Origin of the sequence: Leisingera sp. ANG-M1, from assembly GCF_000813745.1 — a bacterium.
GTDB lineage: Bacteria > Pseudomonadota > Alphaproteobacteria > Rhodobacterales > Rhodobacteraceae > Leisingera.
Genome location: NZ_JWLC01000007.1, coordinates 39989 through 55075 on the forward strand (window position 1 = coordinate 39989; position 15087 = coordinate 55075).

General features: G+C 62.6%; 20 protein-coding genes. 6 read left to right on the plus strand and 14 right to left on the minus strand.

Annotated elements, in window-relative coordinates; translation table 11 throughout:
• Nucleotides 1-30: 30 nt before the first annotated feature.
• Nucleotides 31-657 carry a TetR/AcrR family transcriptional regulator gene (locus RA19_RS05625; protein ID WP_039160443.1) on the minus strand — a complete coding sequence of 209 codons (627 nt, stop codon included), beginning with the start codon at nt 655-657 and terminating at the stop codon, nt 31-33.
• Between the two features lie 96 nt (nt 658-753).
• Between RA19_RS05625 and RA19_RS05630 the strand changes: the two genes are divergently transcribed.
• On the plus strand, nt 754-1620 hold the full coding sequence (locus tag RA19_RS05630) for an MBL fold metallo-hydrolase (protein WP_052261663.1): 867 nt from the start codon (nt 754-756) through the stop codon (nt 1618-1620).
• Nucleotides 1621-1686: 66 nt separating this feature from the next.
• On the opposite strand, the gene RA19_RS05635 is transcribed toward RA19_RS05630, so the two are convergent.
• Entirely contained in the window at nt 1687-2478 is a 792-nt protein-coding gene (locus RA19_RS05635; protein ID WP_039160445.1) for a class II aldolase/adducin family protein, read from the minus strand.
• Nucleotides 2479-2574: 96 nt separating this feature from the next.
• Between RA19_RS05635 and RA19_RS05640 the strand changes: the two genes are divergently transcribed.
• On the plus strand, nt 2575-3498 hold the full coding sequence (locus RA19_RS05640) for a GlxA family transcriptional regulator (protein ID WP_039160447.1): 924 nt from the start codon (nt 2575-2577) through the stop codon (nt 3496-3498).
• Between the two features lie 192 nt (nt 3499-3690).
• Here the strand turns inward: RA19_RS05640 and RA19_RS05645 are convergent, their stop codons facing one another.
• The 4 genes from RA19_RS05645 to RA19_RS05660 are packed head-to-tail and all read right to left on the minus strand — an operon-like array spanning nt 3691 to nt 6618.
• Nucleotides 3691-4599, minus strand: coding sequence for an OmpA family protein (locus RA19_RS05645; protein WP_342586043.1), 909 nt, complete (start codon nt 4597-4599; stop codon nt 3691-3693).
• Nucleotides 4596-5168 (minus strand): peroxidase-related enzyme, encoded by a 573-nt coding sequence (locus RA19_RS05650; RefSeq protein WP_039160823.1) that lies wholly within the window; start codon nt 5166-5168, stop codon nt 4596-4598. Before RA19_RS05650 ends, RA19_RS05645 begins: the two co-directional genes overlap by 4 nt.
• A gap of 5 nt (nt 5169-5173) precedes the next feature.
• Nucleotides 5174-5899 (minus strand): GNAT family N-acetyltransferase, encoded by a 726-nt coding sequence (locus RA19_RS05655; protein WP_039160450.1) that lies wholly within the window; start codon nt 5897-5899, stop codon nt 5174-5176.
• Nucleotides 5896-6618 carry a competence/damage-inducible protein A gene (locus RA19_RS05660; protein WP_039160452.1) on the minus strand — a complete coding sequence of 241 codons (723 nt, stop codon included), beginning with the start codon at nt 6616-6618 and terminating at the stop codon, nt 5896-5898. The genes RA19_RS05655 and RA19_RS05660 overlap by 4 nt, the downstream gene beginning before the upstream one ends.
• A gap of 48 nt (nt 6619-6666) precedes the next feature.
• Here RA19_RS05660 and sfsA point away from each other — a divergent pair, with 48 nt between their 5' ends.
• Both sfsA and map read left to right on the plus strand, forming a co-directional pair.
• Nucleotides 6667-7368, plus strand: coding sequence for a DNA/RNA nuclease SfsA (gene sfsA / locus RA19_RS05665; protein ID WP_039160454.1), 702 nt, complete (start codon nt 6667-6669; stop codon nt 7366-7368).
• 173 nt (nt 7369-7541) lie between these two features.
• Complete coding sequence (gene map, locus RA19_RS05670) at nt 7542-8351, plus strand: type I methionyl aminopeptidase (protein WP_039160457.1); 810 nt, start codon at nt 7542-7544, stop codon at nt 8349-8351.
• 82 nt (nt 8352-8433) lie between these two features.
• On the opposite strand, the gene RA19_RS05675 is transcribed toward map, so the two are convergent.
• From RA19_RS05675 to RA19_RS05690, 4 genes are all read right to left on the minus strand, one after another.
• Nucleotides 8434-8616, minus strand: coding sequence for a hypothetical protein (locus tag RA19_RS05675; protein WP_039160459.1), 183 nt, complete (start codon nt 8614-8616; stop codon nt 8434-8436).
• A gap of 24 nt (nt 8617-8640) precedes the next feature.
• Nucleotides 8641-9303, minus strand: coding sequence for an HAD family hydrolase (locus RA19_RS05680; protein WP_039160461.1), 663 nt, complete (start codon nt 9301-9303; stop codon nt 8641-8643).
• 125 nt (nt 9304-9428) lie between these two features.
• Nucleotides 9429-9989: a 16S rRNA (guanine(966)-N(2))-methyltransferase RsmD gene (rsmD, locus tag RA19_RS05685; RefSeq protein WP_039160463.1), complete on the minus strand. Its 561-nt coding sequence runs from the start codon at nt 9987-9989 to the stop codon at nt 9429-9431.
• Entirely contained in the window at nt 9986-11197 is a 1212-nt protein-coding gene (locus RA19_RS05690; RefSeq protein ID WP_039160466.1) for an NAD(P)/FAD-dependent oxidoreductase, read from the minus strand. The genes rsmD and RA19_RS05690 overlap by 4 nt, the downstream gene beginning before the upstream one ends.
• 95 nt (nt 11198-11292) lie before the next feature.
• On the opposite strand from RA19_RS05690, the gene RA19_RS05695 reads away from it, so the two are divergent.
• Both RA19_RS05695 and RA19_RS05700 read left to right on the plus strand, forming a co-directional pair.
• Nucleotides 11293-11781 (plus strand): peroxiredoxin, encoded by a 489-nt coding sequence (locus RA19_RS05695; protein ID WP_039160470.1) that lies wholly within the window; start codon nt 11293-11295, stop codon nt 11779-11781.
• A gap of 147 nt (nt 11782-11928) precedes the next feature.
• Nucleotides 11929-12195 carry a hypothetical protein gene (locus RA19_RS05700; protein WP_039160473.1) on the plus strand — a complete coding sequence of 89 codons (267 nt, stop codon included), beginning with the start codon at nt 11929-11931 and terminating at the stop codon, nt 12193-12195.
• A 27-nt stretch (nt 12196-12222) separates the two neighbouring features.
• Here RA19_RS05700 and RA19_RS05705 read toward each other — a convergent pair whose 3' ends face one another.
• Genes RA19_RS05705 through RA19_RS05720 form a run of 4 tightly spaced genes read right to left on the minus strand, consistent with a single transcriptional unit; the run spans nt 12223 to nt 14992 of the window.
• Nucleotides 12223-12531, minus strand: a complete 309-nt coding sequence (locus RA19_RS05705; protein WP_039160475.1) for a 4a-hydroxytetrahydrobiopterin dehydratase — start codon at nt 12529-12531, stop codon at nt 12223-12225.
• A complete protein-coding gene (locus tag RA19_RS05710; RefSeq protein WP_039160477.1) occupies nt 12528-13715 on the minus strand; it encodes a GNAT family N-acetyltransferase in 1188 nt (395 codons plus the stop codon). Before RA19_RS05710 ends, RA19_RS05705 begins: the two co-directional genes overlap by 4 nt.
• A 48-nt stretch (nt 13716-13763) precedes the next feature.
• Nucleotides 13764-14537: a glycerophosphodiester phosphodiesterase family protein gene (locus RA19_RS05715; RefSeq protein WP_039160479.1), complete on the minus strand. Its 774-nt coding sequence runs from the start codon at nt 14535-14537 to the stop codon at nt 13764-13766.
• Nucleotides 14534-14992, minus strand: a complete 459-nt coding sequence (locus RA19_RS05720) for a RidA family protein (RefSeq protein ID WP_039160481.1) — start codon at nt 14990-14992, stop codon at nt 14534-14536. The genes RA19_RS05715 and RA19_RS05720 overlap by 4 nt, the downstream gene beginning before the upstream one ends.
• Between the last annotated feature and the right edge of the window lie 95 nt (nt 14993-15087).

Consider the following 15087-nt stretch of genomic DNA (forward strand, 5'->3'; position numbering starts at 1 on the left):
ACGCGGGGGCTTTTTTTTCGGCGTGCGCTGCTACTTCAGCTGCGCGGGCAGCCCCTTCATGAAGGCCGCTGCCAGCCCCGCGATCTCCTGCACCCGCGCTTCATCCACTTCCTTTTGGTTCAGCCAGGTCAGGCTGAGCAGCGCCAGGATCATCGACCGCCGCGAAGTTGCAATCTCGCCCAGCCGTTTTCGGCTAAGGTGCCCCAGCCCAAGGTGGCGGCGGTGAAACTCTGCTTCCAGATCCAGCATTTGCACGATCAAGGCCTGGTTTTCATCAAAGGCATTGGGCGTCTGATGATGCACCTCGGCGAAATCATTCAACGACAGCCGAACAATCCCCGGCCGCTCAGCAAAGAACCGGGTGGTGCGCAGGCACAGTTCCTCCACTGCCCCGTCGCCCTGCAGGTCCTCCGGCAGCTTCAGAAGTGCTGTCTCTGCCGTCAGTGCGTTGCGAATCAAAGCTGCCAGAATTCCCGGCAGCCCCTTGTAGTGATTGTAGGCAGAGGCAGGTTCAATCCCGACGCGGCGGGCAATCCCGCGCAGTTTCAGCCCCGACGGCCCCTCTTCCCCACATAGTTTTTCCGCCGCGATCAGAATCGCCTCAGGCGTTGAAAAACCAGCAAATTCTTCCGCAATCCGCTTTGCCTTGCCTGCCATGCTCACTCTTCCGTGATCCGCCGTCGCGCGGCTTTCATTTGACTCTTTAACTAACGGTGTTAGTCAAAACTACCAATGTTAGTTTTGGAGAAAACCATGCCCTTGAGATCCACCCTTGCCGCAGCTGCCCTGATAGCAGCCGGCTCTGCCGCACAAGCCCAGACCGCGCCGCTGACCGAGGCCGCCGATGGCGTCTACCACTTCTTCGCGATGGGCTATTCCAGCATGGCCGTAGTCGGGGAGACCGGCGTGCTGATTATTGACCCGGCCTTTTCTCCCCGCGCCGAGATGTTCAAAGAGGAGCTGGCCAAGGTCACCGACAAGCCGGTGACCCATGTGGTGCTGAGCCATGAGCATTTCGACCATATCGGCGGCACCGAAGTATTCCCGGATGCCGAGATCATCATGCAGGAGAACGGGCTGGACGTGCTGAAGCTGTCGCCGCTGATGCCGTCCCCCGAGGTGACCACCACCTTTGACGAGGCCCTGACCATTGATCTGGGCGGCCAGACGGTTGAGCTCAGCCAGCCAGCCATTGCCGACGGCGTGGCCACCGCCGTGGCCCGGGTTCTGGAAAGCAATGTGGTGTTTTCAGCCGATCTCTATGTGCCGCGGAAACTGTCGCCTCATGAGTTCAAAGAGGACACCAATTTTGTCGGTTCTGCACTGGTGCTGAACACTCTGGCCGGCTGGGATCCGGCCTATGCGATCAACGGCCATTCGGCGGGCAACAGCGTCGAAGCGCTGAAGGAAAACGCCAAGTTCTACACCGATTTGCAGGCCGTGGTCAGCGCCCGGTTCGAAGAGGCCTTTGCCAGCGATGATCCCGCGGCGCCCTGGAACCTGCTGTTCAGCATATCGGAGGAAGTGGAGATGCCGGAATATTCGGATTGGGAAGGCTATGAGGAGAACTTCCCTGCCTATGTCCGCCGGATGGCGCTGTCGGTGCTGCACGGCGGCTGAGTCCCGGCCTGGACAAGGGAAACAAAACGGGCCGCCCGCGCGGCCCGTTCCAGTCTGAGGGGTTGATCAGCTCTTGTAGTGCGGCGCCTCGGCGTCCAGGCGGCGGCGGATCGCATGCCATTCCAGCTCGCCCTCATAACCGTACCAGTCGCTGGCCGCCATGTCGCTGAGGTGCCGCTTCTGCTCGCTTTCCGGAATGGTGCGGATCTCGACACCCGGGCAAGCCGCCGCCTTTTGCACTTCCAATTGCACCGCGCAAGCCTGGTCCAGATAGAAGGAACGGAAGAAGGCCTCGCCCGCCCTGCCTCCGAACACAAAGGCGCCGTGCCAGGCCTCAACCACCGCTTTCTTGCCGCGGCCTGCCTCCAGCAGACCGTTCAGGAAGTCATCGGTGCATTCAAACTCATAGTCGGTATAGCCCAGCACATCGCCGCCGCCGATCATTAGATAGGCTTGGCTGTATGGGCCGACTCCGTCCTTTTGCGCACTTACGCCCATGATCGCTTTGGTATGGATGTGCATGATGCAGTTCTTCTCAGGCTCCGCCTCGAAGAACAGCTTGCCAATCTCAGTCGCCGAAGGGTTCGGCTCACCGTTCTCCGGATTGTGATTGACCCGGTCAAAGCCGACCTTGATCAGGTTGGAGGCGGTCACCTCCTCATGCATCCAGCCATAGTGATGGGTGATCAGCGCATCTTCGCCGGGAACCCGGATCGCGTGCCATTGGTTGGTCTGGTCGGTCAGCCGGTATTTCACCAGCGCGTTGTAGATCGCGGCCAGCTCGCAGCGGGCTTCCCATTCGGCATCCGAGCAATTGGCAGGACGGCCTTCCAGCGGGGTGGGGGTCATGACGGTCATGGCGTTTCCTTCTCCTCTTTCCGGCCCAGCCTATGCCGCAGGTCCGGAGTTAAATTTATCTGTAAACGCCCAAAACTTTGCGAAATACTCCCCGCCATGCAAAAGGTAGACTTCCTCCTGTTTCCCGGCTTCCAGATGCTGGCCTATGTGCTGGCCACCGAGACCCTGCGCCTGGCCAACAAATGCGCCGGCGTCCAGGTATTTGAATGGGAGACGCTGACCGCCACGCAGAGTGCAGTGCGCGCCTCCAACGGGGCGCTGGTTTCGCCGGACCGGACTGGCTGGCACGGCACTCCCCGTCCCAGCCTGGTGCTGCTCTGCGCCGGCTATGATCCGCTGCACAATGTGCCTGCAGGCGCACGCGCCTGGCTGGCCAGAATGGAGCGCAGCGGTGCCACGCTCGGCGGTGTCGATACCGGCTCGGTGGTGCTGGCCGCGCTTGGATTTCTGGACGGGCATGAGGCGGTTCTGCATTACGAAGCCGAACCCGGCTTCCGCGAGGCTTGGCCTGACATCAACGTCAGCGACCGGATTTACTGTCTCGGCAACCGGCGCCTGACCGCTGCCGGCGGCATTGCCACAAGCGATGCCATGCTGGCCTGGATTGCGTCTGTTGCCTCCGCGGCGCTGGCCGCGGCAACGTCAGACGCCATGGCCCACGGCGAAATCCGCCCGCCCGCTGCCAGGCAGCGGATCGAGAAGACAGCCGACCCCGTTCTGCAGCAGATGCACCGGCTGATGGCCGCCGCCATCCAGGAGCCGAAACCGCTTCAGCAAATTGCAGACGAGCTGAACCTCAGCCTCAAAGCACTGCGCCTGCGCTGCCAGCGCGGGATCGGCATGACACCCAAAGCCCACTACCTGCAACTGCGCCTGGCCTATGCCAGGGATCTGCTGCGCAATACGGAAATGCCGGTGACCGAGGTGAGCTTTGCGGCGGGATTTGCGTCGCCTGCAAGCTTTTCACGCCAGTTCAAATCCCGCTACCATCACAGCCCCCGCACCTTGCGCCGCCGCTGAACTCCTTCCGCCCCTCGCAACACCGGCTCCCGAAGCGCTCCCGCCCGTCCCCACTGCAGGAAACCTGCACCGGTCCGGTTGGGCCAGGCTCGGCGCGCTGCGCCGAGCCTGGCCCAACGCCGCTAAGCGGGTCTGGCGCAGCCAGGGCTGCTGCGGGGGCGGGAGCACATCCGTTTTCTTTGGCAGCCAGCCTCAATTGCTGATCAGCACCGCTTCCACCCGCCGGTTCACTTCACGGCCCTCCGGCGTCCTGTTGCTGGCTATAGGCGCCAGGTAACCCGCCCCGGCCACATCAATGCGGCCGCTGTCAACACCCAGGCTTTCGACCATCCGCGCCTTCACCGACCCCGCCCGGCGCTTTGAGATGGCAATGTTCTGCTTCAGCCCGCCCACTGTATCCGTATGGCCCACCAGCAGTATGCGGTAGCCCGGGTTGGCTTCCAGCACCGCAGCGAGGTCGCGCAGGCTAGCATAGTCCCGCTCGCCGAGCCTCGCCGATCCGCTCTGGAACTCCAAGTCCCGCAGCGCAGTATGCCCTTGCACCTCCAGCACTTTGGCGAGCTCCAGCGGCAGTTCCTCCACCAAAGCCTGCTGCGCGGGCTTCATAATAGCAGGCCCCGCGGCCGGCGGCGCAACGTCGATCACTTGCAGATAGGCAGCGCCGCCAGATTGGGACACCAGCACCGAAACCGCCCGCTCCGCCTTGACCGCCGAGAGAAAATGGTAAGCGGAGATATCCACCATCATATCCGGCGACGGCACGACCTCGATCCCGAAACGGAATCCGAAGCCGCCGCAGTCGCGTGCAGCGCAGTCCAGGAGCACCTCATAGCCTTGGGCCAGCAGCTGCTCGCGCAGAGGTGCCAGGATCTGCAAAACCGCGGCCTGCCCCTCCAGCCGCCAGGTCCGGCGCAGGATCCTGCCTTCGAACCGTTGCGACGGAACCTTGTCTGCCGCCTCCGGCCCGGCCGGCAGCTGATAGACCCCCAGCGCCGTGGCCCGCTCGGACACTGCAACCGCGCCGGCCGGCAGAACAAGCTCTGCAGCCGCAAGCCATCCCGGCAATACCGCCGCGCAGATCACGGCAAGGATACGTCTCACCGGCACTGGCTGTGGTATTCCGGATTGGGCGCCATGGCAGTCGCGCTGGCCACCCGGTTGGACATGTTGAAGAAGCCGGTGACATTGGCAATGTCCCAAATATCCCGGTCCGTGAACCCCGCATCGCGCAAAGCCTGCCGGTCCGCCTCCTCGACCTCGGAGCTCGCCGTGGTCATCTTGGCAGCAAAATCCAGTATTGCCCGCTGCCGCGCGTCCAATGGCGCCACCCGGTAGTTCATCACCAGCATCTCACCCAGCTGCGGGTCCCCCGACAGCTGCCGCACCGCTGCGCCATGCGCCACCAGGCAGTAGAAACAGCGGTTGATCGCCGAGACCACCACCGCAATCATCTCCCGCTCCAGCTTGCTGAGACCACTGTCCGCCAGCATCAGGTCATTGTACATCGCGGTGAAAGCATTGAGCTTATCGATGTCAAACGCATTGGCCTTCAGCACATTGGGCACAAATCCCAGCTTCTCGGTGCAGATATCGAAATACTTCTGTGTCTCCGGCGGCAGCGGGTCCACCATTGGCAGGTCAAGAGCGGTGGGCTGGGTCTGATCACTCATCGAGGTCAATCGCCTTCTTGCAAAATCCGGTAGTGATACTCTCCAACGCAGTCCATCCCGAGGGAAGCATAAAGCCCGTTGGCGCCTTCGTTACGTTTCGTGCACAGCACCGCCAGCTCAGCGGCGCCGTTCTCAACCGCCCAGAACGCCGCCTGCCGCATCATCCAAGCGCCCATGCCGGCCCGGCGCTGATGCGGCAGGATCTCCAGCGCATGCACCATCGCCACGCCATCATGGATTGCCACGAATCCCACCCCCGCGGGCTTGTCCTTGTGGCGGCCCAGCAGGCCGGTTTTTGGACCTTTTACGCGGCCCATCACCGCGATCCGCTCCGGCCCGATGCCGCCCTGCGCCCAGATCTCGCGCTGTATCGCCAGCGGCTCCCAGATGCAAAAGGCAGTGACCCGCGGCACCGGAATGTCCGTCAGCGCCTCAGCCCGGCAGGTCCACAGGTTGACCGGGTCTTTCACCGCATAGCCGCGCGCCTCAAGCTGCGCGTCCAATTCCGCCTCGCCGTCGCGGATCATAAACAGGCAGTCCTGGCCCATGGCCCGCATCGCCTCTTCTGCGGCAGCAATCTCCGCCTCCGAAGCCGCTCCATTCACCGTTGCCGCCGACACCCGGCTGCCGCCGCCCTGCCCTTCGCGCAAGGTCACCGGACCCAGTTCGCGGACCGCAGCAGAGGGCCATGTCGCCTCGGTCACGGCGTAATAACGGGGATCGGTGGTCACAGCTCCAGCTCCTTTGCCAATGCGGTCATTGCCGTATCAATCCGGGCGCCATCTGTGCCCCGGATCACGATGTTGGCGCCAAATACGCCGTCTTTCTGAAACGGGTAGCAGCCCACCGAGAGATCCTCATAGGCCTCGGCCAGCGCCCGCAGCGGCCCGGCGATCTCGCCCTCTCCGCGGAACACACGCAGCGTCTGCGACAGCATCGGCCGGCCGCCTGTCAAAGTCGGCATCACGCTGGCCACCATGGCCTGAAAAATCATTGGCACGCCAGCCATTACATGCACATTGCCCAAGATGAACCCCGGTGCCGCCGAGACCGGATTGTCGATCAGCGCAGCCCCATCGGGAATGCGCGCCATCCGCAGCCGCGCCGCGTTCAGCTCAATCCCCTGGGTGTCGTAGTGGGCCTGCAGAATCGCACGGGCGTCCGCGCGCACATCCAAATGCGCACCAAAAGCCTTGGCGATGCAATCGGCGGTAATGTCATCATGAGTCGGCCCGATACCGCCGCTGGTGAAGACATGATCATATGCCGCCGCCAGCGCCTGCACCGCTGCAACGATTGCAGCCTCGTCATCGCTGACCACCCGTGCTTCCTTCAGATCAATGCCATGCTTGGCCAGCTCACCCGCCAGATAGTGCATATTGGCATCCTGGGTGCGGCCGGACAGGATCTCATCCCCGATGACCAGCATGGCTGCCGTTGGATTGGCCATGTTCTTCCTCCCTTGATACCTCGCTTTCGCAGGTATAGGCCCGATCTTATGCGCTTTGAAACCCCTCTGATCCCCGCCGTGCTGATCCGCCGCTACAAACGCTTCCTTGCCGATTGCCGGCTGCAGGACGGCCGCGAAGTCACCGCCCATTGCGCCAACCCCGGCTCCATGATGGGGCTGGCGGAGCCGGGCATGAAAATCTGGCTGGAGCCCAACGACGACCCGAAGAAAAAGCTGAAATACGGCTGGCGCCTGGTCGAACATGACGGCGGGCATTTCACCGGCGTCGACACCTCGGTGCCCAACCGCGCCCTGCGGGCTGCACTGGAAGCAGGCGAAATCCCCGAGCTCGCCGCTTATAAAACCGTGCGCCCCGAAGTGAAATACGGCGAGAAAAGCCGTATCGACTTCCTGCTCAGCCAAGACGGGCTGCCAGATTGTTATGTCGAGGTGAAAAGCGTGACCCTGTCGCGCCAGCCAGGCCTGGCGGAATTCCCAGACAGCGTCACCGCCCGCGGCACCAAGCACCTTGGAGAACTGGCGAATATGGTGGCGCAAGGCCACCGCGCGGTGATGCTCTATCTGGTGCAGCGTACCGATTGCAGCCGCTTCCAGCTGGCGGCGGACATCGACCCGGCCTATTCGGACGCCTTTGCCAGCGCCCATGCCGCGGGCGTTGAGCGGCTGGTCTACGGAACCTTGATCACGCCTGCGGGTGTTGAACTGGGCACAGCTTTCCAGTCCGACTAATGTCCTGCCCGGCTTCAGGCCGGGCAGCGCCCGACCCTCCCCGTCAAACCTGAGGTTTGCTTTCAGCAAAATGGGAGGGCGCTGCCCTTCGCTCTTGTTCCCGCCCCCTCTGGCCCTTTGCCCGCAAAACCCTTACATACGGGGGCAACAGGCATCGATTGGAGCCCATCGGGATGAGATCAAAAGACGGCCGCACCACCAAGGACGGCATCCGCATTCATGAGCCCGGCGACTATGCCGGCATGCACAAGGCAGGCGCCTTGGCTGCGCGCATCCTGGATGACATCGCTGCCCATGTGTTCCCCGGCCAAAGCACCGGCGAGATCGACCGCATCATCACCCAGATGGTCGAGGACTCCGGCGCCAAATCCGCCACCATCGGCTACAAGGGCTATCAGCACGCCAGCTGCATCTCGGTGAACCATGTGGTCTGCCACGGCATCCCCGGCGACAAGAAGCTGAAAGACGGCGATATCCTCAACATCGACGTGACGGTGATCGTCGACGGCTGGTTCGGCGACACTTCGCGCATGTTCGTGGCCGGCAAGCTGCCGCGCAAGGCCGAGCGCCTCATCCAGGTAACCCACGATTCGCTGATGAAGGGAATCGAGGCGGTGAAGCCCGGCAACACCTTCGGGGACATCGGCCACGCAATCCAGTCCTACGCCGAAAGCCAGCGGATGAGCGTGGTGCGCGATTTCTGCGGCCACGGGCTGGGCACCGTGTTCCACGCGCCGCCCAACGTGCTGCACTACGGCCGCCCCGGTACCGGCCCGGTTCTGGAAGAGGGCATGTTCTTTACCATCGAGCCGATGATCAACCTGGGCCGACCGGAAACCAAGATCCTGGCTGATGAATGGACCGCCGTCACCCGCGACAAGTCGCTGTCGGCGCAGTTTGAGCATTCGATCGGGGTAACCGCAGACGGGGCCGAGATTTTCACCCTGTCGCCGGCGGGGAAATTCCACCCGACCTACGGATAAGCGGACAGGACGGAAGCGGGGGCCAGCCCCCGCACCCCCGGGGTATTTCTGACCAGAAAGAAGCAGCCGAGAGTTTCGGCAGCTAGCTGTCCCGCTCCTCTGCCTCCTGCAGCCGCCACAGGGCCAGCAGCATGGTGCCATCCGCCCATGGGGTCACCGCATCCTGAATGAACAGCGGCGCCCGCACCGGTTTCGGCTTGGGCCGGGTCCGGGTTTCAGCGTCCTGTGCGGGCTGCAGGAACGGGGTGCGCAATGTCTGTTCCATGCCTGGAACAGTAGCACAGCCGCCTCAGATCGACAAAAGCGCGGGCACCTCTGCCATATCGCTGAACACTTCAGCCCCGAGCGCCGCCAGCTTTTGACCCTGCCCCTGCGGCGCGAAGCCCAGGCAGCGCATGCCGGCCCGCACCGCCGCAGTCACGCCGCTGCCGCTGTCTTCGATGACCAAACAGTCACGCGCCTGCACGCCGAAATGGCTGGCGGCGGCCAGGAACAGCCCCGGCTCGGGCTTTGCCACGCCAAGGGCCTGGGCCGAGAACATTGCCTGAGGGTGGAACCGCTCCCACAACCCGTTCTGGCCCAGGGTGATGCGCATCTTCTCCTCGCTGCCGTTGGACGCAACGCAGACCGGGATCCCCTTGGCATCCAGCCGGGCGAGAAGCGCAGGAATGCCCGGTGTCAGCGGCACGCCTTGCTTCAGCTGGGCATAGGTGTCAGCGAAGACTTCGGCGATCCAATCCTCCGGCAGAACCGCCCCCAGGCCGCGGGCCTTCTCCATGACCCCCGTCATGGTGCCGCCAACGAAATGAGTCATCGACTGCTCCAGGGTCAGCACCAGCCCGTGCCGTGCCAGATTGTCGATCAGCGCTTGGTTCGACGCAGGCTCGCTGTCCACCAGCACGCCGTCACAGTCAAAGATTACCAGCTTCGGGGTGGGAAAGGTCTTGGGCATGCTAACTTACCTCATCGCAGAATTGGCGATGCCCGCGCAGCGCGCAGACTCTAATCCTGTACTCAAGTAAAGTAGCCTGCCGGCTGCAGCAAACCAGCGGTGAGCAATCCCCTGCCCGGCCTGTTTCAGCCTGAAACATCCCGCCACATCAGTGAGATATGGGTATCACCGTATTTGCGGCTGTCCTGCAGCTCGAACCCCTCGGGCGCGGGCATTGCGGTGTTTTCCTCCCAGACAACCAGCGCGTCATCCGCGACCCAGCCGCCTTTGACCGCAGCTGCCAGCGCCTTTTCGCCAAGCCCCTTGCCATAGGGGGGATCAAGGAAAATCAGGTCAAACGGCGCATCCGGATTCTGCCCCAGTTTCAGCGCGTCGCGGCGTGCAAGCGTGCAGCGGTCTTCCGCCTTGCAGATCGCGATGTTCTTCTTGATCAGCCCGCCGGAAACACGCCCGTCATCGACAAACAGCACTTCGGCGGCGCCGCGCGACAGCGCCTCCAGTCCCAAAGCACCGGTGCCCGCAAACAAGTCCAGCACCCGGGCGCCGGGAATGGCGCCGGTGTGGGTCAAAACATTGAACAGGCTTTCGCGCACCCGGTCGGTGGTGGGGCGCAGATGGGCGCCCGCATCCCCCTTGCCCACCGCGGCCAGAGCCCGGCCGCGGAAGTCTCCTGCAATGATCCTCACGCTTTCAGAAGCGGCTTCAGATCGGCGGCAGAGTCGGCAACCACGCCTTTGTCGGCGGTCTTGCCCATGTCGATCAGGCGCTTGGCCACCATATAGGCGCGCGGGTCGTTCATCGCGTCAACCGCCACCAGCTGATCGCCGGCATAGTACCAGAACGACACCTGCTGCCCCTCGCCCTGACGCGTCACCACGTTGTCGTAGCCGGTGTTGAGCCCCGCGATCTGCAGCTTGACGTCATACTGGTCCGACCAGAACCAGGGCTGCGCCACATAATCCTTGTCCGCGCCCAGCATGTTCTGCGCCACAACTTCGGCCTGGTCGATCGCGTTCGGCACGCTTTCCAGGCGAATGCGGTTGTCCTTGAACGGGAAGGAGGCACAGTCGCCCGCCGACCAGATCGACGCGTCCGAGGTGCGGCCCTTGGCGTCCACCTTGATACCGTTGTCCAGCTCCAGCCCCGCCATTTCGGCCAGCTGTGAAGACGGGGTGATGCCCACCCCAACCACGACGAAATCCACTTCTACCGCTTCGCCGCCGCTCAGCACCGCGCGGGTGACCTTGCCGTCTTCGCCTTCCAGCCGCTCCAGCCCGACACCTTCGCGGATGCTGACACCGTGCGAGGAATGCAGGCTGCGGAAGTAGTCCGAGGTCTCGGGCGCTGCAACGCGCTGCAGGATACGGTCGGCCATCTCGACCAAAGTCACCTGCACGCCGCGCTTGGCGCAGACCGCGGCTGCCTCCAGCCCGATATAACCGCCGCCAACGATCAGCGCGCGCTTGCCTTCGGTGACATTCGGCGCCATTGCATCAACGTCGGTCAGGCCGCGCACCACATAGACATCGTCCAGATCGCCGCCGATCGCAGCCGGCAGGCGGCGCGGGTCGGAGCCGGTGGTCAGCGCCAGCTGGTCGTAGGAGACCACTTCATCCCCCAGCGAAACCGTCTTGGCCGCAGGATCAATTGCGGTCACCCGCGCACCCAGCTTCACGGTGATGTTGTTTTCCTCATAGAAGCTCGCAGGCCGCAGGAACAGACGCTCCAGCTCCATCTCGCCCAGCAGATAGGCTTTGGACAGCGGCGGACGCTGATAGGGCAGTGCCTCTTCTGCACCGATCAGGGTAATTTCACCGTCAAACCCGTCCTTGCGCAGTTTCGCCACAAGCGAGGATCCCGCCTGGCCTGCTCCAATCACAACGATGTGGGACATCTACGCTTGCCTCCCGCAATAGTTCCAGTCACGCTTTGAACGGACCCTATAGACACAGGGCCCCAAAACGCAATCATGAGAAAGAGGAACGTGCGATGATTTCTGTTGGAGACCAACTGCCGGACGCGACACTGACGCTGATTGGAGACAACGGCCCCGAGCAGGTGCAGCTGTCAGACAAGCTGAAGGGGCGAAAAGTGGTGCTGTTCGCGGTTCCCGGTGCCTTTACCAGCACCTGCCACTCGGCGCATGTGCCCAGTTTCATCCGCACCAAGGACCAGTTTGCAGAAAAGGGCGTGGAGGAAATCATCTGCCTGGCGGGCAACGATCCCTTTGTGATGTCGATCTGGGGCGACAACACCGGCGCGAAAGAGGCCGGGATCACCATGCTGTCGGATGCCGAATGCACCTTTACCGAGGCCATCGGCATGCGCCTGGACGCCCCAGCCGCCGGTCTGATCGGCCGCTCGCTGCGGTATGCGATGCTGGTGGAGGACGGCGAAGTGAAGGTCCTCAACAAGGAAGAGAACCCCGGTCAATGCGAGCTGTCGGCGGGCGAAGGCCTGCTGGACTCAATGGGCTAACATTTATCTGTTTGCGGCCGTCTGTTCCGGGCGGCCGCGAGCGCGCGACTTAAAAACATTGTCAAAACTTACGGCTGCAGCCCTATTCTAACTTTTCACACGCAACATTGCGTCTTCGTACTTGCTTGTTTGTGCAAGGATACTCGTATGCCATTCAGCTTGCTCAAACTTTCCAGCGGGTTTTTCTCTCTTGAATTCGAAACATCTGACTTGCCCCATGTCAGAGAAGTTATCGAAGCCGCCTTTGGGCACCCTAAGATCACCCAACACGCTATTAGCTCCGCCATTGAAATTGCAGGGTGTAAACTCACCTTCCAGAACGAGTGGGATGACCCTTGCCTCATCTCTGGCTCTGACGAGGGCAATCAAGTTTTAACCAAGCTATTCAGCCTGCTAACAGCCAAGGACAGTTAGTTGCTATTGCAGAGCCTGCGAATACGATCACCCCTGCGGCTCGCCGAAAAGACCATCCATCTTGCGCGCTAGTTTGGCGTCCTGGGCGCTGATCCCGTCCACGTCATGTGTGGTCAGCACCACCGTGACCCGGTTGTACACATTGCTCCATTCCGGATGGTGGTTCCATTTTTCGGCCCAGATCGCGGCGCGGGTCATCCAGCCGAAGGCATCGGTGAAATTGGCGAACTTGAAGGTCTTAATGATCGCATCGCGGCCCTCGACCATTTCCCATCCGGTGGCAAACAGCGGCTCCAGCAAGGGGCCGCGGGTGGCGTCGGAGAGTTTTTCCGTCATTCTTGCTCCTCCACATGCGCTTTGCGGAACGGGCCGTAGTCGGTGAGGATCTCGATCTCTTCCTCCACCGCAGCCCGCTCGGCCTCAAGGTAGCGGCCGACAGCCTCGGCAAACCCGGGATCACCGATCCAGTGCAAACTATGGGTCTGGGTCGGCAGATAGCCACGCGCCAGCTTGTGCTCACCCTGCGCGCCGGCCTCGATCCGGTCAAGCTTCATGGCAATGGCCAATTCGATGGCCTGATAGTAGCACAGTTCGAAATGCAAGCAGGGGTGGTGTTCCACGCATCCCCAATAGCGGCCGTAAAGCGTTTCACGGCCAATGAAATTCAGCGCACCGGCGACATAGCGCCCGTTGCGCCAGGCGAGAATCAGCGCCATGTCGCCAGCCATGGTTTCATGCGCAATTTGAAAGAAGGCCCGTGTCAGATAGGGCGAACCCCATTTGCGCGCGCCGGTGTCCTGGTAAAACTCCCAGAAGGCGTCCCAGTGTTCGGGCCGCAGGCTGCTGCCCTGATAAACTTGGATCTCACCGCCGAAACACTGCGCCTGCATTCGCTCCTTGCGGATGTTCTTGCGCTTGCGCGAAGACAGCGCCCGCATGAAGCCTTCGAAATCCTGATAGCCTTGGTTCAGCCAGTGGAACTGCTGGGTGGCGCGGGGCATCAGCCCCATTTCCTCCCCCATCCGTGCCTCGTCTTTGGTGCAGAAGGTCACATGCAGCGAAGACAAGCTGTTGTCCGCCGCCAGCTGCACCGCGCCCTGCACCAGCGCGGAATGCCCGATGCCGTCATAGCCAGGCTTGACCAGAAACCGCCGCCCGGTGACCGGGGTGAAGGGCACCGCCATCTGCAGCTTGGGGTAATAGTGCCCCCCTGCCCGCTCAAACGCATGGGCCCAGTTGTGGTCGAAAATGTATTCGCCCTGGCTGTGCCCCTTGGCATAAAGCGGCGCGCAGGCGATCAATTTACTGCCCAGATAGGCGGTCAGATATTGCGGCTGCCAGCCCGTGCCGGGGCCGACCGATCCGCTTTCTTCCAGCGCGCTGAGGAACCGGTGCGTGGTGAAGGGATCGTTCGGGGGGCCGCCGTCCGCGGCCTCGGGACAGGCGCAGGCGTCCCAGTCCGCGGCCGCGATCTGCGACAGCGAGCCCAGCACCCGGATTTCGATTTGCGCCTGATCCATGCCTTTCCTCCGCACCGATTCAAAGATGTGGGGTGTGAGCCTGTTCGATCAAGAGGTTAGCGGCGCAAGGTATTGTTCGAAAGTCACATTATCGGCAAAGACACGGGCAGCGGTTTCCTGCTCCCGCGACGTTACAGTCCAGCACAGCACTGTGACGCCATCTTCGCGCATCTGCTGCACCAGCGGGCGGCTGAGGTCACAAGCCTCGTGGCTGATGAAACTGCACAGCGCGCGCTCGTAATCCGGCATAGCACGCAGGCGGGTGCAGACAGCCTTCGGCAGCTCTGGCCATTCCGCCGGATCATAGGCGCTGGTGACAATGCCGCGCGGAATTCCCGGCGCCAAACGGGCCAGTTCCGCAACCGAATTGGGATTGAAGGACATCAGCGCCACGGTGCCCTGATACCCCTGTAATGCCTCGGTCGTTGCACGTTCCAGGCGGCCATCGGTAACGCCCATCTCACCGTGCTGGTCCTTCAGCTCAATCAAGAGCGGCACCCGGCCCGCCACCATCCGCAGCACTTCCGCCAAGTCCGGGATGCCTTCGCCGTCCCCGCCCTTCAGCGGGATTGCCTGCAGCTCTGAACGGCTGCGTGCTTGGACCGGACCGGTGGCTTCCGCCAGCCGGTCCAGACCGTCGTCGTGAAAGACCATGGCGTAGCCGTCGCTGGACAGCTGCAAGTCGATCTCGATCCCATAGCCTGCTGCCAGCGCCGCACGGATGGCCGCGCGACTGTTCTCCGGGCGCCCCTTCGCCACGTCATGCAGCGCACGATGCGCGAGCGGCACGCTCAGGAAGGCAGCAGGCAGGGCTGGTCTCATTTGATTTCGAAGACGCCGTCGATCTCAACTGCAACGCCCAGCGGCAGCGACACCGAGCCGACTGCAGAGCGGGCGTGGCGGCCGATGTCGCCCAGAGCTTCGACCAGGAAGTCGGAAGCGCCGTTCACCACCATCGGCTGACCGGTGAAATCCGGGGCGGAATTCACAAAGGCGCCCAGTTTCACCACACGGGCCAGACGGTCCAGATCGCCGCCGCAGGCTGCTTTCAGCTGCGCCAGCAGCGCAATGGCGCAGCGCTTGGCTGCTGCCTGGCCCGCTTCGACATCCAGGTCCGCGCCCAGTTTGCCGGTGATCAGCCCGTTTTCATCAGCCGAAATCTGGCCGGAAATATAGACCATATTGCCCGAGACAACATAAGGCACATAGTTGGCCGCCGGTGCCGGCGCGTCGGGCAGAGTGACGCCCAGCTCTTTCAGTTTTGCTTCAATGCTCATGGCTGAATTCCTCCGAGTCTTTGCTGGCCGGGACGCTAACCGGGACAGCGGGGATCGGAAAGAGCAAATACGCCCTGCCCGCAGCCCTTTCCGGC

Excerpts from the sequence above, each read along its gene's own strand:
- RA19_RS05625 (WP_039160443.1), bottom strand. The coding sequence starts at position 657 with ATGGCAGGCAAGGCAAAGCGGATTGCGGAAGAATTTGCTGGTTTTTCA.
- RA19_RS05630 (WP_052261663.1), top strand. The coding sequence starts at position 754 with ATGCCCTTGAGATCCACCCTTGCCGCAGCTGCCCTGATAGCAGCCGGC.
- RA19_RS05635 (WP_039160445.1), bottom strand. The coding sequence starts at position 2,478 with ATGACCGTCATGACCCCCACCCCGCTGGAAGGCCGTCCTGCCAATTGC.
- RA19_RS05640 (WP_039160447.1), top strand. The coding sequence starts at position 2,575 with ATGCAAAAGGTAGACTTCCTCCTGTTTCCCGGCTTCCAGATGCTGGCC.
- RA19_RS05650 (WP_039160823.1), bottom strand. The coding sequence starts at position 5,168 with ATGAGTGATCAGACCCAGCCCACCGCTCTTGACCTGCCAATGGTGGAC.
- RA19_RS05660 (WP_039160452.1), bottom strand. The coding sequence starts at position 6,618 with ATGGCCAATCCAACGGCAGCCATGCTGGTCATCGGGGATGAGATCCTG.
- sfsA (WP_039160454.1), top strand. The coding sequence starts at position 6,667 with ATGCGCTTTGAAACCCCTCTGATCCCCGCCGTGCTGATCCGCCGCTAC.
- map (WP_039160457.1), top strand. The coding sequence starts at position 7,542 with ATGAGATCAAAAGACGGCCGCACCACCAAGGACGGCATCCGCATTCAT.
- RA19_RS05675 (WP_039160459.1), bottom strand. The coding sequence starts at position 8,616 with ATGGAACAGACATTGCGCACCCCGTTCCTGCAGCCCGCACAGGACGCT.
- RA19_RS05680 (WP_039160461.1), bottom strand. The coding sequence starts at position 9,303 with ATGCCCAAGACCTTTCCCACCCCGAAGCTGGTAATCTTTGACTGTGAC.
- RA19_RS05690 (WP_039160466.1), bottom strand. The coding sequence starts at position 11,197 with ATGTCCCACATCGTTGTGATTGGAGCAGGCCAGGCGGGATCCTCGCTT.
- RA19_RS05695 (WP_039160470.1), top strand. The coding sequence starts at position 11,293 with ATGATTTCTGTTGGAGACCAACTGCCGGACGCGACACTGACGCTGATT.
- RA19_RS05700 (WP_039160473.1), top strand. The coding sequence starts at position 11,929 with ATGCCATTCAGCTTGCTCAAACTTTCCAGCGGGTTTTTCTCTCTTGAA.
- RA19_RS05705 (WP_039160475.1), bottom strand. The coding sequence starts at position 12,531 with ATGACGGAAAAACTCTCCGACGCCACCCGCGGCCCCTTGCTGGAGCCG.
- RA19_RS05710 (WP_039160477.1), bottom strand. The coding sequence starts at position 13,715 with ATGGATCAGGCGCAAATCGAAATCCGGGTGCTGGGCTCGCTGTCGCAG.
- RA19_RS05715 (WP_039160479.1), bottom strand. The coding sequence starts at position 14,537 with ATGAGACCAGCCCTGCCTGCTGCCTTCCTGAGCGTGCCGCTCGCGCAT.
- RA19_RS05720 (WP_039160481.1), bottom strand. The coding sequence starts at position 14,992 with ATGAGCATTGAAGCAAAACTGAAAGAGCTGGGCGTCACTCTGCCCGAC.